General features: G+C 65.2%; 12 protein-coding genes and 1 pseudogene. 12 read left to right on the forward strand and 1 reads right to left on the reverse strand.

The window, feature by feature from the left end; genetic code table 11:
* Window positions 1–82: 82 nt before the first annotated feature.
* The 10 genes from J7367_RS01790 (at window position 83) to J7367_RS01835 (ending at window position 12,618) form a co-directional block, all read left to right on the forward strand.
* Entirely contained in the window at window positions 83–874 is a 792-nt protein-coding gene (locus J7367_RS01790; protein ID WP_057661896.1) for a glycine zipper 2TM domain-containing protein, read from the forward strand.
* A 144-nt stretch (window positions 875–1,018) separates the two neighbouring features.
* Complete coding sequence (locus J7367_RS01795; protein ID WP_057661898.1) at window positions 1,019–2,194, forward strand: acyl-CoA dehydrogenase family protein; 1,176 nt, start codon at window positions 1,019–1,021, stop codon at window positions 2,192–2,194.
* 62 nt (window positions 2,195–2,256) lie between these two features.
* The gene (locus tag J7367_RS01800) at window positions 2,257–4,818 is read left to right on the forward strand and encodes a DUF3857 domain-containing protein (RefSeq protein WP_057661918.1); all 2,562 of its coding nucleotides are present in this window, start codon (window positions 2,257–2,259) and stop codon (window positions 4,816–4,818) included.
* Window positions 4,819–4,943: 125 nt separating this feature from the next.
* A complete protein-coding gene (locus J7367_RS01805) occupies window positions 4,944–5,582 on the forward strand; it encodes a glutathione S-transferase family protein (RefSeq protein WP_057661900.1) in 639 nt (212 codons plus the stop codon).
* Window positions 5,579–5,764: a hypothetical protein gene (locus J7367_RS01810; protein WP_046831782.1), complete on the forward strand. Its 186-nt coding sequence runs from the start codon at window positions 5,579–5,581 to the stop codon at window positions 5,762–5,764. The genes J7367_RS01805 and J7367_RS01810 overlap by 4 nt, the downstream gene beginning before the upstream one ends.
* Window positions 5,765–5,766: 2 nt before the next feature.
* Window positions 5,767–7,707 carry an asparagine synthase (glutamine-hydrolyzing) gene (gene asnB / locus J7367_RS01815; RefSeq protein ID WP_057661904.1) on the forward strand — a complete coding sequence of 647 codons (1,941 nt, stop codon included), beginning with the start codon at window positions 5,767–5,769 and terminating at the stop codon, window positions 7,705–7,707.
* Window positions 7,708–7,876: 169 nt separating this feature from the next.
* The gene (locus J7367_RS01820; RefSeq protein ID WP_057661907.1) at window positions 7,877–8,431 is read left to right on the forward strand and encodes an NADPH-dependent FMN reductase; all 555 of its coding nucleotides are present in this window, start codon (window positions 7,877–7,879) and stop codon (window positions 8,429–8,431) included.
* Window positions 8,432–8,651: 220 nt separating this feature from the next.
* Complete coding sequence (locus tag J7367_RS01825; RefSeq protein ID WP_022559679.1) at window positions 8,652–10,088, forward strand: replicative DNA helicase; 1,437 nt, start codon at window positions 8,652–8,654, stop codon at window positions 10,086–10,088.
* Between the two features lie 105 nt (window positions 10,089–10,193).
* Window positions 10,194–11,612, forward strand: coding sequence for a deoxyribodipyrimidine photo-lyase (locus tag J7367_RS01830; protein WP_057661911.1), 1,419 nt, complete (start codon window positions 10,194–10,196; stop codon window positions 11,610–11,612).
* Between the two features lie 280 nt (window positions 11,613–11,892).
* The gene (locus J7367_RS01835; protein WP_057661915.1) at window positions 11,893–12,618 is read left to right on the forward strand and encodes an OmpA family protein; all 726 of its coding nucleotides are present in this window, start codon (window positions 11,893–11,895) and stop codon (window positions 12,616–12,618) included.
* Between the two features lie 685 nt (window positions 12,619–13,303).
* Here the strand turns inward: J7367_RS01835 and J7367_RS01840 are convergent.
* The gene (locus J7367_RS01840; protein ID WP_005925689.1) at window positions 13,304–14,338 is read right to left on the reverse strand and encodes a LysR family transcriptional regulator; all 1,035 of its coding nucleotides are present in this window, start codon (window positions 14,336–14,338) and stop codon (window positions 13,304–13,306) included.
* Between the two features lie 129 nt (window positions 14,339–14,467).
* Between J7367_RS01840 and J7367_RS01845 the strand changes: the two genes are divergently transcribed.
* Together J7367_RS01845 and J7367_RS01850 are read left to right on the forward strand one after the other, a co-directional pair.
* Window positions 14,468–14,695, forward strand: coding sequence for a hypothetical protein (locus J7367_RS01845; RefSeq protein ID WP_022559676.1), 228 nt, complete (start codon window positions 14,468–14,470; stop codon window positions 14,693–14,695).
* Window positions 14,692–15,366: pseudogene (locus tag J7367_RS01850) on the forward strand (SDR family NAD(P)-dependent oxidoreductase); the annotation flags it as partial. The gene J7367_RS01845 and the pseudogene J7367_RS01850, both read left to right, overlap by 4 nt.
* Between the last annotated feature and the right edge of the window lie 144 nt (window positions 15,367–15,510).

Raw genomic sequence — 15,510 nt, forward strand, 5'->3', positions numbered from 1 at the left:
ATGAGCGAGCGCCTTTTTGTTCAGGGTTCCCATGCTGGAATCACGGCCGTCAACAACGCGGTGCGTCCGCAGGGAGCTGGTGATGAAGAGCAATACGACAACTATACTGGTCGCTGCTGGTGCCTTGCTGGTCGGAGGCGTTGCCACTGCCGCTTTCATGAACAACCGCCCATCGTCCGGCGATTTTGTCGCCAACGGCCAGCCAGCGCCGCGCGGCCTGGAATATGCCGATGTGGTCAAGGTTGCCCCCATCACCCAGCGTGAGCCGCAGTACGCGCAGGTGATCAACAGCAGCGCCGTCCGCGAGACCACCACCAGTACCTCGCCGCGTGAAGTGTGCCGCGATGTCGTGGTGCAGGAGCGTCTGCCCGAGCGCGACGGTAACGTCGGCGGCACGGTGGCCGGTGCGGTCATCGGCGGCCTGATCGGCAACCAGGTGGGCGGCGGCAACGGTCGCAAGCTGGCGACCGCCGCAGGCGCAGTGGGTGGCGGCTTTGTCGGTAACCGTATCGACCGCAACCACGTTGGTGGCCGGGTGGTCGATCGCACAGAGCGCCAATGCCATACCGAAAATGCCAACTCGCAGTCCTCGCGCGTGGTGGGCTACGACGTGACCTATCGCAATGCCGATGGCACTACCGGCACGATGCGGATGGACAGCAAGCCGGGCGAACGTATCTCGCTGGGCGACGCCGACAATGTGGTGGCCTATGACGTCACCTACCGCTACGACGGCTTCGAAAAGACCGTGCGTATGAACGACAAGCCTGCCAGCGACCGGCTGCCGGTGGTCGATGGCCAGCTGGTGACCCAGATGGCATCGACCGCGGGCGATTCCAACGCGCGCCAGGACGGTTTGAGCACCCGGCAGTAACGGGTAGGCCGAGACGACGCGCAGTCAGCGCAGTGGTGAGAAAAGAGCCGGCATTGCCGGCTCTTTTCGTCTGCGCCATCCCCGGGACTGATGCACTGCAATGTTGGGCCGGCAACTGGCAGATAATCGCGCTTTCCGCTTGCGATGGAAGCCAACATGCCGGTGCGCCCCGATGACCTGTTCGACGTACGTGCGCTGCTCATCGACGAAGAGCGGGCGGTGCAGGACGCGGTCGCGCGCTTTACCGATACGCGGGTTGTACCGGCCATCGGCGATGCCTTCGATGCCGGGCGCTTTCCGCGCGAGTGGATTCCGGAGCTGGCGGAACTGGGGCTGCTGGGTGCCAGCCTGCCGGTGCGCGACGGCGGTGCGGGCCTTGGCGCGGTGTCCTACGGATTGATCTGCCAGGAACTGGAGCGCGGCGACAGCGGCCTGCGCAGCTTCGTCAGCGTGCAATCGTCGTTGTGCATGTATCCCATCCGCGCCTACGGCAGCGACGAACAGCGGCAGCGCTGGCTGCCGGAGATGGCGGCCGGCCGGGTCATCGGCTGTTTCGGTCTGAGCGAGGCGCAGGGCGGATCGGACCCGGCCGCGATGACCACCCGCGCGGTGCGCGAGGGCGAGGGCTGGCGTTTGAACGGCGCCAAGATGTGGATCACCAACGGCAGCATCGCCGGCCTGGCGATCATCTGGGCGCAGACCGACGATGGCGTGCGCGGCTTTCTGGTCGAGACCGACAGCGCCGGTTTCAGCGCGCACGACATCAGCCACAAGATGAGCCTGCGTGCGTCGGTCACCTCGGGCCTGTTCCTGGACAACGTATTCGTGCCCGAGCAGATGCGGTTGCCGCAGGCGGCCGGTTTGAAGGCGCCGCTGAGTTGCCTCAACCAGGCACGCTACGGCATTGCCTGGGGCGCCATCGGCGCGGCAGTGGCCTGCCTGCGCGAGGCGCTGGCCTATGCCGGCGAGCGCATCCTGTTCGGCCGCCCGTTGGCGGCCACGCAAAGCGCGCAGATCAAACTGGCCGACATGGCGCGGCGGATTTCCACCGCCCAGCTGCTCGCGTTGCAGCTTGGGCGCTTGAAGGAAGCCGGGACGCTGCAGCCGGAGCAGGTCTCGCTGGCAAAATGGAATAATTGCCGCATGGCGCTGGATGTGGCGCGCGAATGCCGCGACCTGCTGGGCGCGGCCGGCATCACCACAGAGTATGTGGCGATCCGGCATGCGCTGAACCTGGAATCGGTGATCACCTACGAAGGCACCGAAACCGTGCATCAGCTGGTGGTGGGCCGTGCGCTGACAGGACTCAATGCGTTTTGACGAGGAGTGGGGGTTTGATCAGCAAGGATGTGATGCGACGCCTGTGCGGCGTCTTCTGGACCATGTGTCTGCTGGTCGGCGCGAGCATCGTGCCAGCACAGGCCAACGAGGCGCCACGCATGGCAGCGACGCCGGGCTGGGTAGTGGCAGATGCCGTTCCCGAGAACGTGCCCGGCGCTGCCGGGCTGCGCTACGAGCTGGTGTCAGACCAGGTCGATCTGACCGGCCGCGTGCCGCAGGCCTACCGCCGGCTCAGCTACACCGTGCAGCGCGCCAAAAGCCTGGAGGAAGCCGGGCAGATTTCCATCGACTACCAGCCGCAGTACCAGCAGCTGGAGCTCAACAGCCTGGATGTCTGGCGCGCCGGCAAGCGCATCGATATGCGCACGCAGGCGCATTACGCCAGATTGCGGCGCGAGAGCGGGCTGGAGAACGGGCTGATCGATGGCGCGCTGACGCTGTCGATCACCTTGCCGGACCTGCGCGTGGGCGATCGCGTCGACTATGGCGTGACCATCAGCGGCAGCAACCCGGTGTTCGGCAAAGGCTATTACGACGTGTTCGAAGCGCGCTACGGCGTGCCGCTGGGCGAGCGCCGGGTACGTGTGCGCTATCGGGCCGACATGCCGCTGCAGTGGCGCATCAGCGCGCCGGGGTTCGGCCGGAACGTGCGCACGCTCGATGGGGTGACGCAGTTGGACATCGGCGCCCGCAACATCGCGGCGGTGCAGGAAGAAAAAGACGCGCCGGACGACGTGGACCCGTATGGCGCGATCGAAGTGTCCACCGCCGGCAGTTGGGGCGCGGTGGCAGCCTGGGCGGCGCAGCTGTATCCGCGTGCATTCACCCAGGCGCAGGTGGCCGCCAGGATGGCGCAGAGCCTGGCGTTGCGCAGCGACGACCCGCAAGGTGCGTTGCTGCGTGCCGTGGCGTTCGTGCAGGGCGAAATCCGTTACGTCGGCCTGGACATGGGCGAAAACTCGCACGCCCCGCACGCGCCCGAAGTGACGCTGCGCAACCGCTATGGCGACTGCAAGGACAAGGCGACGCTGCTGATCGCACTGCTGCAACTGGCCGGCATCCGCGCCGAGCCGGTGCTGGTCAACAGCGACAAGGGGCATGGGCTGGAAGCGCGGCTGCCCAGTCCGTACGCCTTCGATCATGTGGTGGTGCGTGCGCATCTGCCGCAGGGCGAGGTGTGGGTGGATGCCACGCGCGATCGCGAGGAGGGCCCGGTGGCACAGCGACGGCCACTGCCGTTCGTGCGCGGATTGCCCGTGATTGCAGGGCAGGACACGTTGGTTGAAGTGCCTGCGCCGATGCCTGCATTGCCGCAGATCGAAGTGAACGAAGAAATCTCCATTTCGCTGCGCAAGCCGCAGCGCTGGGCAAACTTCACGGTGGACACCATTTATCGCCAGGGCCGCGGCGAGCGTGTCACCAGCAGCTTCGATGACGATGGTGCGCAGACGGTGGGCGAGCACTATCTGGAATTCATGCAGCAGTACTACACCGCACTGACCCAGGTGAGCGTGCCGAGCATCGACGCTGCCGACCCGCTGAATGTACGCACGCACGAGGCCTACCGGCTGGAGTGGCCAGCCGAGGAGGGCGATGAGCTGGGTTTCCCGTTGTTCCAGCTTGGCGAGTGGATGGATGCGTTACCGAAAGAGGCCCGCAAGAGCCCGCTGGCGCTAGGTGGTCCGCGGCTGGCGCGGCAGACCGTGCGCGTGCATAGCGACCCGGCGACCCAGGTGAAGGCGGAGACGCAAGTGATCGCCAACCCGTGGTTCCGCTTCTCGCGCAGCATCGCGATGCGCGACGGCAAGCTGGTCATCGTGGGCGAGTGGCAGCGCTTCACCGACCGTATTCCGGCCAGCGGCGTGGCGCGCGCGGCCGCTGACATGGAACGCGCGCGCGACCTGCTGTACTTCAATCACGATCTCACGCCGCAACGGCGCACCCAGCCGCCCGACTGGCGTGCACTCAGCTACCCGGTGGCCGGCTTGGTGGCCTTGGTGTTGTTGCTGGTGGCGTGCTTTTTCTGGTGGCGCGGCGGTGGCCTGGGCGGAATCGTGTTCGATCCATATGCCACGGTGACGCGGATGCCGCAGCATGCTTGGATGCGCTGGAGCGCCTGGGTTGTGTTTGCGGCCACCACACTGCTGTCGACGTGGGTGTGGCTGCATGCGCTGCCGCTCTGGGCCAAGGCCGGTGGGGTCAGTGTTGTGGTTGCAATCGCCTTGCTGGGATGCGTGCTGCTGAAGCAGATCCTGCATTGGATGGGCAGCGGCGCCCGGCTTGGGACGGTGTTGCCGGCGATGGCCGGCTGTGCATTGCCGTGGCTGGTGTGCCTGCTGGCGGCTGTGGTCGCGCTCAAGGGCCAGGTTGCATTGCTGCGCACCGGCGCGACCGATCCGGCCGGCATGGCGCAACTGGCGACATGCATCCTGCTGCTGATGCTGGGGGCGCTGTGGTGGTCGGTCTGTTCGGTGCAGGCGGCCGCCGCCGCTGCCGGCTGTGCGCGCACGCGTGCGTTCGGCGCCTGGGCGCTGACGGTGGCGGCACTGGGCATCCTGATCGCGGTATTGAGTGTGCCGGTGGCGGTGGTGGCCCTGGCCTGACGCAGGTCGGCGCGGCAGTGCACGTAAAGCCGGCATCGGTGCGCCGTTGCTGCGTGCAGGGCTTTGCAAAGGCACGCGGGGCTGTGACACTGCCAGCCCCTCGTTGCTGTCGCGGAGCCAGCCAGATGTCGAGCGTGCGTCCCCCGTTGACCGTCCATGGCATGTCCGGTTCCGGCAATTGCTACAAGGTGCGCCTGCTGCTGGAACAACTGGGCAGCCGCTATCACTGGGTCGAGGTGGACAGCGTGGCCGGGCAGACCCGCACGCCCGAGTATCTGGCCAAGAACCCCAACGGCAAGGTGCCGATGGTCGAGCGCGACGATGGCCGCGTGTTGACCGAATCCAACGCGATCCTGTTCTGGCTGGCCGAAGGCACGCCGTATCTGCCCACCGATGCGTGGCAGCGTGCGCAGGCATTGAGCTGGATGTTCTTCGAGCAATACAGCCATGAACCCTATGTGGCAGTGGCACGGTTCATCAGCCTATGGACGCCGCGCGATGCCGCACGCCGCGCCGAGTTGCCGCAGCTGCGCGCACGCGGCGAGCAGGCACTGGCGGTGATGGAGCAGCACCTGCAGCAGCACACCTGGTTCACCGGCAGCGACTACGGCATCGCCGATATCGCACTGTTCGCTTACACCCATTGCGCCGAAGACGGCGGTTTCGATCTGGAGCGCTGGCCGGCGATCACCGGCTGGTTACAACGCGTGCAGGCGCTGCCGCGTTATGTGCCGATGCCGGCAGCTGCATCGGTGCCGGCATGAGCCGTCTGCGCGATCTGCACGAGGCTCGCTGCGTCAGCGCTGCGTGCTCGGCGGACGGCTGTCTTTACTCTCCGGCATCGGCATCGGCATCGGCATTCGCCGTGCGCCTGTTCGGGCGCGTACAACGCGTCGTGCGCGCCGGCGCCGCCCGGTTGCCCGCGGCCGGCCGGCAGGAGCGCTGACGATGTGCGGATTGGCAGGAATGTTGCTGGCCTCGCCGCGCCTGCATGGCGAACAGCTCGATGCGCTGGTGCGGCCGATGGGAGCCGCCTTGCGCCACCGCGGCCCCGACGATGCCGGCACCTGGTGCGATGCGCAGGCCGGCGTAGCGCTGGCGCATCAGCGCTTGAGCATTCTGGATCTGTCGCCGCTCGGCCATCAGCCGATGCGCTCGGCCGATGGCCGCTACGTGCTGGCCTATAACGGCGAGGTCTATAACTTCGCGCAATTGCGCGCAGCGCTTTCCGCGCTTGGGCATCGCTTCCGCGGCCACTCCGATACGGAAGTGCTGCTGGCGGCCGTGGTGGAGTGGGGGCTGGACGAGACGTTGACCCGTTGCAACGGCATGTTCGCCATTGCGTTGTGGGACGAGCGCGACAACTGCCTGTTCCTGGCCCGCGACCGCGTCGGCAAGAAGCCGCTGTACTACGGGTGGGCCGGCGACACCTTGGTGTTCGGTTCCGAACTCAAGGCCTTGTGGCAGCATCCGGACTTCGACAACGGCGTGGATCGCGATGCGCTCACCCTGCTGCTGGGGCTGGGCTATATCCCGGCGCCGGCCTGTATCCACGAGCACACCTTCAAGCTGATGCCCGGCCGCGTGCTGCGCATCGATGCGCAAGCCGTCGCAGCCGGCGCGGCCGCGCATCGTCCCGATCAGGCGCAGCAACCGTTCTGGAACGCGCGCGAGGCGATGCAACGCGCGCTGGCGACGCCGTTCACCGGTACCGACGCGCAGGCCGAAGAGCAATTGGATAGCGTGCTGCGCGATGCAGTGGCCTTGCGCATGGTGGCCGATGTGCCGGTGGGTGTGTTCCTCTCCGGCGGCACCGACTCGTCCATCGTCACTGCGATGATGCATGCGCAGAGCGCGCAGCCGGTGCACACCTTCAGCATCGGCTTCGAAGGCTCGCATCACGACGAAGCGCCGCTGGCGCGCGAAGTGGCCACGCATCTGCGCACCGACCACACCGAACTCTATGTCAGCGGCGCCGATGCGCTGGCGGTGGTGCCGGGCCTGCCGAGCATGTTCGACGAACCCTTCGCCGATGCGTCGCAAGTGCCGACGGCGTTGGTCGCACGGCTGGCGCGCGGCGGAGTCACGGTGGCGCTGTCTGGCGATGGTGGCGACGAATTGTTCTTCGGCTATGGCCGGTATCAGCGCGCACTGCGCAATTGGCGCATGCACGGCCTGGTGCCAGGCCCGCTGCGTCGCCTGATGGCGGTGGCGGCGCGTCGCAATGGCGAATCCTCGCGCACCGGCGGGCTCGCCGCGTTGGTGGCCGAGGCCGGCGCACGCGGTATCGGCGACATCTACCGCAACCGCATTTCGCGCTGGCGCGATCCGGCCGCGGTGGTGCTGGGCGCTACCGAACCCGACAGTTTCTACAGCCTGGCTGACCCGCTGTACGGATCCGGTACGCCGGCCGACGCGATGATGCTGGCCGATTTTGCCGCCTACTTGCCGGACGATCTGCTGTGCAAGGTGGACCGCACCACCATGGCGGTGGGACTGGAAGCGCGTGCGCCCCTGCTGGATTGGCGCGTGGCCGAATTCGCCTGGTCGCTGCCGCTGTCGCTGAAATACCGCGATGGAGTGAGCAAGTATCTGCTCAAGCGCGTGCTGTGCCGCTACCTTCCGGACGCGATGGTCTACCGCGGCAAGCGCGGCTTCGGCGCTCCGGTCAGCGCATGGCTGCGCGGCGATCTGCACGGCTGGGCAGACGATCTGCTGGCCCACGGCGCCCTGCAGCGCGAGGGCGTGTTCGCCGCCGATACCGTGGCTGGCTTGTGGCGCGACTTCAACGGTGGCGAGCGCAAATGGCATACGCACCTGTGGACGGTGCTGATGTTCCAGGCCTGGCAGGCACACTGGCGGCAGCAGCGGGCGGCCGTGGTGCGCTGACGCCTGGCGCTGCGGTGTGGACATTGGTTGGCAGTTTGCTCACGCCGTCTGTGAACGCAGACGCCACCGGGCGCACGCACTGCTGTTTGAGCCACAGATACCGGCGACGTTTCACCAGCTCTGAGCATTGAGCTGAGTAGGGTGGGGGCCTGTTTCCACGGAGATTCCCATGAGCAAGCTCACCATTGCCGTACTGGTCGGCAGCCTGCGCGCCGAGTCGTATAACCGCCAGCTGGCGCGCGCGCTGGAGCATCTGGCCGGCGACAAGGCCGTGTTCGAGTATCTGGAGATCGGCGATATCCCCTTGTACAACCAGGACCGCGATGGCGATTATCCCGCCGAGGGCACGCGCCTGAAGCAGCAGATCCGCGCTGCCTATGCGGTGCTGTTCGTCACTCCCGAATACAACCGCTCCATTCCCGGCGTGCTCAAGAACGCCATCGACACCGGCTCGCGCCCCTACGGCGATAGCGCGTTTGCCGGCAAGCCGGCGGCGGTGGTGGGCATCTCGGTCGGCGCGATCGGCACCGCCACCGCGCAGCAGCACCTGCGTAACGTGTTGGCGTATCTGAATATGCATGTGCTCGGCCAGCCGGAAGTGTTCCTGCAATACAAGGACGACCTGTTCGGACCCGACGACCAGATCGCCAATGCCGACAGTCGCAAGTTCCTGCAGGGCTTCATCGACCAGTTCCTGGGCCTGATCGGGCACCTCAAGCGCTGAGTTGACCACAGCGGCGTCGCGCGCAAGTGCGGCGCCCCGCTGGATCTTGGATCAAGGCGGAAACCCAAGCGACGCAAGGTCTTGATATCTGCGACAGCCGGCGCGTAGAACGCTGCTGCACTGGCTATACACCAGTTATCCACAGAGTTGTGCATGGTCGCCGGCCGCGCCGATGACTATGCTTCCTGCCCTCGTCTCCCCGCGTCAGGTTTGTTTGTCCATGTCCGCTCGTCCTGGTTTCCGTTCCAAGCGCAGTCGCGATCGCGACGACGACGATTACGATTACGATCGTCCCGAGCCGCGTCTGGACCAGCTGCGGGTGCCACCGCATTCGGTCGAGGCCGAGCAGGCGGTGCTGGGTGGCTTGATGCTGGCGCCGGACGCGTTCGACCGGGTCAACGACCAGCTCACCGAAAACGACTTTTACCGGCGCGACCATCGGCTGATCTACCGCGCGATTCGCGAACTCAACGAGAAAGACCGCCCATTCGATGCAGTGACCCTGGGCGAATGGTTCGAGTCGCAGGGCAAGCTGGAGCAGGTGGGCGATGGCGCATACCTGATCGAGCTGGCCAGCACCACACCGTCGGCGGCCAACATCGCCGCGTATGCGGAAATCGTGCGTGACAAGGCGGTGCTGCGGCAGTTGATCGAAGTGGGCACCACCATCGTCAACGACGGCTTTCAGCCGGAAGGGCGCGACAGCGTCGAGTTGTTGTCCTCGGCCGAAAAAGCCGTGTTCAAGATCGCCGAAGCCGGCGCGCGTGGGCGCACCGATTTCGTGGCCATGCCCGGGGCATTGAAGGATGCCTTCGAAGAGCTGCGCAACCGCTTCGAAAACGGCGGCAACATCACGGGTCTGCCGACCGGCTACACCGATTTCGATGCGATGACCGCCGGCCTGCAGCCGACCGACCTGATCATCCTGGCGGCGCGTCCGGCGATGGGCAAGACCACCTTTGCGCTGAACATCGCCGAATATGCGGCGATCAAGTCCAAGAAGGGCGTGGCGGTGTTTTCGATGGAAATGTCGGCCTCGCAGTTGGCCATGCGCCTGATCTCCTCCAATGGCCGCATCAATGCGCAGCGCCTGCGTACCGGTGCGCTGGAAGACGAGGATTGGGCGCGCGTGACCGGCGCGATCAAGATGCTCAAGGAAACCAAGATCTTCATCGACGACACCCCGGGCGTGTCGCCGGAAGTGCTGCGTTCCAAGTGCCGCCGGCTCAAGCGCGAGCACGATCTGGGCCTGATCGTCATCGACTACCTGCAGCTGATGTCGGTCCCGGGCAACAGCGAAAACCGCGCGACCGAAATTTCGGAGATCTCGCGCTCGCTGAAGGGCTTGGCCAAGGAGCTCAACGTGCCGGTGATTGCGTTGTCCCAGCTCAACCGCTCGTTGGAAACCCGCACCGACAAGCGCCCGGTGATGGCGGACTTGCGCGAGTCGGGCGCGATCGAGCAGGACGCGGACATGATCGTCTTCATCTACCGCGACGACTACTACAACAAGGAAAATTCGCCGGACAAGGGCCTGGCCGAAATCATCATCGGCAAGCACCGCGGCGGACCGACCGGCTCGTGCAAGCTTAAATTCTTCGGCGAATACACCCGCTTCGACAACCTGGCGCACGACTCGGTGGGCAGTTTCGAGTAAGCGCTGTCGTGGAACGGCCGGGCGGTCATCCGCCGCCCGGCATCGCGCCATCGTGGCGCCAGCTGGCTTATGCTGCGCAGCCTCATTGTTTGCTGCCGAGTTCGTATGTCATACGCCATCGTCTGGTTCCGTCGCGATCTGCGTCTGGAAGACAACCCGGCCTTGCGCGCCGCACTCGATGCGGGGCATCACCCGATTCCCTTGTACATCGACGCACCGCACGAAGAGGGCGAATGGACGCCAGGCGCCGCATCGCGCACCTGGCGGCATCGCTCGCTTGCAGCGCTGGACGGCGCCTTGCGCGTGCTCGGAAGCGGGCTGGTCATTCGCGTCGGCAACAGCGCGCAGGTGCTGGATGAGGTGATCGCGCAGACCGGTGCGGTGGCGGTGTACTGGAACCGCAAATACGAGCCTGCTACGCAGCCGCGCGATGCGCAGATCAAGCGCGACCTGCGCGATCGCGGCATCGAGGTGCAGAGCTGCAATTGCACATTGCTGTTCGAACCGTGGCAGTTGTCCACGCAGCAGGGCGGCCCATACAAGGTGTTTACCCCGTTCTGGCGCAATGCGCTGACACAGCTGCAATTGCCTGCCGCGATGGGTGCGCCGCGCAGCCTGCCGCCGCTGCCTGCAAGCTTGAAGACCGATGCGCTCGACACGCTGCAGTTGGTGCCGGGCGTGCAGTGGGACCAAGGCTTCTGGGAGCACTGGCAGCCCGGCGAAGCCGGCGCGCACGAAATGCTGGAGATCTTTATCGACGGCGCGTTGTCTGGATATCGCGAAAACCGCGATCGCCCCGATCGCGTCGGGACCTCGCAACTATCGCCGCATCTGCACTTCGGCGAAATTGCTCCGTGGCGGATCGCCAGCACCCTGGAGACGCATCGCACTGCGCGCAATGGCGCGGAAATCGATGGCTATATCCGGCAGCTGGGGTGGCGCGACTTTGCCTATCACTTGCTGCATCACTTCCCGGACACCACCAACCAGAATCTCAATCCACGCTTTGCAGGATTCGATTGGGCAACGGTCGATCCGGTTGCATTGCAGGCCTGGCAACGTGGACGCACCGGCATTCCGATCGTCGATGCCGGCATGCGCCAGCTCTGGCATACCGGCTGGATGCACAATCGCGTGCGCATGATCGTCGCCAGTTTTTTATGCAAGCATCTGCGCATCCACTGGATCGAAGGCGCGCGCTGGTTCTGGGACACGCTGGTCGATGCGGACCTAGCCAACAACACACTGGGCTGGCAGTGGGTGGCCGGCACCAGCGCCGATGCCGCGCCCTATTTCCGCGTGTTCAATCCGGTGACGCAGGCAGAAAAATTCGATCCGCAGGCGGCCTACATCACGCGCTGGGTGCCCGAGCTGGGCAAGCTTGCGGTGAAGGAACGCTTCGCGCCGTGGTTGCATCCATTGTCGCTCGCACGCGTTGCACCGCAGTACCCGCGCGCACCGATCATCGGCTTGGCCGAAGGGCGCGATGCGGCACTGGCAGCCTACGCAAAATCGCGCGCCTAGTCGCTGCCGACCGATCCGATGCGCGTATGCGGTGCGTGTTCCTCCGGTAAACGCCACGCTGGTTGATGAGGCAGACAGGGCATGGAACGTGCGCTGTTCACCGGCATGCGCTGGCCACTGTGGCGGCGCACGCGTGCGTGTCATCACCGAAAACGTTTTCCTGAATGGCATACCCGCTGCACACGGATTGCGGCAGTTTTCATCATGCGCCAGTCGCGTGGGCCTGTTTATCCTCGCGCACACGATCGAGCGCCGGATGGTCCGGCCATAGGAGAACACCATGTCCCCAGCAGCCACCAAGAGTCTTGCCGTCTCACTGGCCAGCGCCATCGCGCTGTCCGCTTGCGCCACCGGCGGCTCGTATGTGCAGCGCGACCAATACGGCGAGCAGACGCAACAGCAGAATCGGACCGGCCGCAATGCGCTGATTGGCACCGCCATTGGTGTGGCTGCAGGCCTGCTTACCGGCGACAGCGCCACCGAGCGTCGTCAGCACGCAATGGTCGGCGCCGGCATTGGTGCACTGAGTGGCGCGGCAATCGGCCAGTACCAGGATCGCCAGGAGCGCGCGCTGCGCGAGCGCACCGCCAACACCGGGATCGAGGTACAGCGTCAGGGCGACAACATCAGCCTGAACCTGCCCGACGGCATCACCTTCGACTTCGGCAAGTCGGCATTGAAGCCGCAGTTCTACACCGCGCTCAACGGCGTGGCCTCCACACTGCGCGAGTACAACCAGACCATGGTGGAAGTGGTCGGGCATACCGATAGCGTCGGTAGCGATGCAGTCAATCAGCGCCTGTCCGAAGAGCGCGCCAGCGCAGTTGCGCAGTACCTGACCGCGCAAGGTGTGCAGCGCGAACGCATGGAAACCATGGGTGCGGGCAAGCGTTATCCGATTGCCGACAACACCACCGATGCTGGCCGCGCCAAGAACCGTCGCGTTGAAATCCGCCTGATTCCGTTGCGTGCCGAAGGCGCTGCCAGCAATACCGGCATGCGTTGATGTGATGCGTTGAATCGTGGTGGGACGATTGAGTCGCCCGCGATGTATCGAAAAACCAGGCCGCGAGAGCGGCCTGTTTTTTGTGGCGCTGCATGCTTTTTTGATCAAAGCCGGCTAACCATATGTTTTCGGTTTAGACCAACTGGTCTGCACGACTTGAATTCTCGATCTTTCCTACTCATCGTCCGTGCATCACAAAGCGGCGGATCTGCGACTCGGCTGCAGGGGCCTTGCCCGCCCATCATCGCGGGACACGCTGCAAGTACGTCCATGTAAGCTCCGTGGCGGCATCCATGCCGCCAAGGGTCCCGCGACGGTGAGCAGGCAAGGACCAGTCGAGTTGGTCGGTATGTGGGTGCAGGCGAGGGCAACGTTCGCTGCGATGTAATAGGCGCGGCCAGCGAGCAGTGCATAAGCAGGAAGCCGCGCCTCTTCTGTGTAACAGCGCCTTTCTCGAAGCGCCGACTAACGTTCTGGTGCAGTGTCCTCGCCGATGGCGGGACCGATGGCGGCATGGATGCCGCCATCGAGCCCCCATGGACGGGTTAACGGCGTGTCCCGCGCGCGGTGAGGGAACCGCGCACTCGACTAACTAAGCGCTCGCAGACGTACCCTCATCCGCCCATTGGGCACCTTCTCCCGAGGAAAGAAGGATTACCCCATTGGGCGACTGCTTGAAGCGGTCTTACGCCGTGACGTTTTCCAGAATGCGCTTGCCTTCGGCACGCAATTCCGCGTCGGCGCCCACTTCGACTTTCGCATCGTTGTCGGCCTTTTGCGCGGCCAGACGGGCAGGGCACTGCGCCATCATGTAATCCGCATCGAAGTTCATGCGCGTCACCAAAAAGTCCACGAACGCACGCACTTTCGGCGACACCAATCGACCGCCGGCAAACACGGCATTGAAGTCCACCTCAGGCCCCGTCCACCCGGCCAGCACGCGACGCACCAGACCCGATTGCACGAACGGCTTGGCCATCACATCGCCGGTGAGCAACAGGCCTTCGCCGCACAACACCGCACCGTTGAGCGCAGCCGGATCGTTGGCCACCATCAGCGGATTGACCGGGAAATCGCGTACATCGCTGCCGTCGCTGAGCGACCAGAAAAAACGGTTGTTGTGCACGTTGCGGTTCTTGCGCAAGGCGAGCGTGCGATGGAACTGCAGCTCGTCCGGATGCAGCGGCTCGCCATAGCGTTCGATGTAGGACGGGCTGGCGAACACCTGGGTACGCAAGCTGCCGAGCTTGCGCGCCACCAGATTGGAATCGGGCAGCGCGCCGACGCGCAACGCCAGATCCGCTTCGCCACCGATCAGGTCCAGCTTCTCGTTGCCCAGATGCATGTCCAACTGTATTTCCGGATATTGTGCATGGAATTCGCCCAGCAACGGCGCGATCCAGGTAATGCCCAGCGAATACGGCACGGTAAAACGCAACCACCCACGCGGGCCCGATTGCAGTTGCCCCACCGCGCTTTCGGCTTCTTCCAATTCGCGCGCGATGCGCTGGCAATGTTCGTGGTACACCGAGCCGGCTTCGGTCAGGCCGATGCGGCGCGTGGTTCGATGCAACAGGCGCGCACCCAACCGGGTTTCCAATTCCTGCACCTTGCGGCTGACCGTGGTCTTGGGCAGGCCAAGCGCATTGGCGGCCGCAATGAAGCTGCCTTGTTCGACCACCTTGACGAAGATCAGGGTGTCGTTGAGATCGTGAGTCATGGGATGCCTTCCGGGGGGTCAGGAGGGATTAGACCGCTTGCGGGACGATTATTCCCCTAAATCCGGACTAATCAAGTGCTGCTTTGAAGCCTAACTTATGCGGCATCCCCTCCATGCAGGAGCACGGCCATGTGGTTGTGCAATGTTTTCGGCGTGTCCTCCAGTCACCGCAGTGCGATCGAAAGCGCCTTCGATCCAGTCGTTTACGCGGAAAATCGGCCCCGCAACAGTGCCTTGCGCGAATTCTCCAGCTCGCCACGGCGGCAGGCTGGTGGCGCGCCGGCGCAGCGAACTGGACTGCAGGCGCGCTGGGCACGGCATGGAATTGTCCCGATCTCGGGAGCAAAAATCCCATGAGCGGGATGGTCCAATCCGAGACGGCCGTCATTGGCGGCGCGGGCAACGTAGGCATGGGCATCGTCGCCGCGTTGCTCGACGCCGGCATGCCGACCGTGGTGATTGGACGCGATGCTGCCAAGCTGGACGCACTGTGTGCGCAGCATGGGCACTCGCCGCTGCTGGACATCGTCCAGGGATCGGTGGCCGACGATGCGTCTGCGTGCCGCCTGGTCACGGAGCTGGCCCAGCGGCACCGACCGCTGGGCGCGGTGATCGCCAGCCTGGGCAGCCCGCCCAAGGCTGGGCGGCTGTTGGATCGGCCGGTGGCGGCCCTGCGTCGCCGCCTAGAGCGCGACGTGCTGCCGCATCTGGCTGCCGCCCGCCATCTGCTGCCGCTGCTGGCCGAGGCCGACGGCGGTGGTCGCTATCTGCTGCTCGGCAGCCCGTGCGCGTTGCGCGCCTGGTCGGCGCATGGCGATCGCTCGGTTGCGGCCTCCGCCACGCGCATGCTCGCGCAGGTGTTGCATGAGGAAGCCAAGCCATGGGGCGTCCGCGTGCAGCTGCTCTCGGTCGAGCAGCCGGTCTGCACGCCTAGCCGTGCCAAGGACGCCTGTCCGGAATGGATCCGCGCCGTGGATGTCGGCCGCGCCGCTGTTTCCCTGATTGCCGGGCCTGGCCAGCCCGGACAAGGGAAGGTCTGAACAACGAGACCTGACAGGGCGGAAGGTGGCGTCGTTCCGAAGAGTGGCTTTTGGAACTTCGGAATTTCGCCATTTCTGGCGCTTTCCGCGGGAATTTCCCGGTTCACAGACGCACGCTCCCCATCGCCGGCA

The sequence above is a fragment of the Xanthomonas sp. D-36-1 genome (assembly GCF_017746155.1).
In the GTDB taxonomy this organism is placed as follows: Bacteria; Pseudomonadota; Gammaproteobacteria; order Xanthomonadales; family Xanthomonadaceae; genus Xanthomonas; species Xanthomonas cissicola.

Bases quoted from the DNA above. Each gene is read 5' to 3' on its own strand.
- J7367_RS01790 (WP_057661896.1), top strand. From the start codon at position 83: ATGAAGAGCAATACGACAACTATACTGGTCGCTGCTGGTGCCTTGCTG.
- J7367_RS01795 (WP_057661898.1), top strand. From the start codon at position 1,019: ATGGAAGCCAACATGCCGGTGCGCCCCGATGACCTGTTCGACGTACGT.
- J7367_RS01800 (WP_057661918.1), top strand. From the start codon at position 2,257: ATGTGTCTGCTGGTCGGCGCGAGCATCGTGCCAGCACAGGCCAACGAG.
- J7367_RS01805 (WP_057661900.1), top strand. From the start codon at position 4,944: ATGTCGAGCGTGCGTCCCCCGTTGACCGTCCATGGCATGTCCGGTTCC.
- J7367_RS01810 (WP_046831782.1), top strand. From the start codon at position 5,579: ATGAGCCGTCTGCGCGATCTGCACGAGGCTCGCTGCGTCAGCGCTGCG.
- asnB (WP_057661904.1), top strand. From the start codon at position 5,767: ATGTGCGGATTGGCAGGAATGTTGCTGGCCTCGCCGCGCCTGCATGGC.
- J7367_RS01820 (WP_057661907.1), top strand. From the start codon at position 7,877: ATGAGCAAGCTCACCATTGCCGTACTGGTCGGCAGCCTGCGCGCCGAG.
- J7367_RS01825 (WP_022559679.1), top strand. From the start codon at position 8,652: ATGTCCGCTCGTCCTGGTTTCCGTTCCAAGCGCAGTCGCGATCGCGAC.
- J7367_RS01830 (WP_057661911.1), top strand. From the start codon at position 10,194: ATGTCATACGCCATCGTCTGGTTCCGTCGCGATCTGCGTCTGGAAGAC.
- J7367_RS01835 (WP_057661915.1), top strand. From the start codon at position 11,893: ATGTCCCCAGCAGCCACCAAGAGTCTTGCCGTCTCACTGGCCAGCGCC.
- J7367_RS01840 (WP_005925689.1), bottom strand. From the start codon at position 14,338: ATGACTCACGATCTCAACGACACCCTGATCTTCGTCAAGGTGGTCGAA.
- J7367_RS01845 (WP_022559676.1), top strand. From the start codon at position 14,468: ATGTGGTTGTGCAATGTTTTCGGCGTGTCCTCCAGTCACCGCAGTGCG.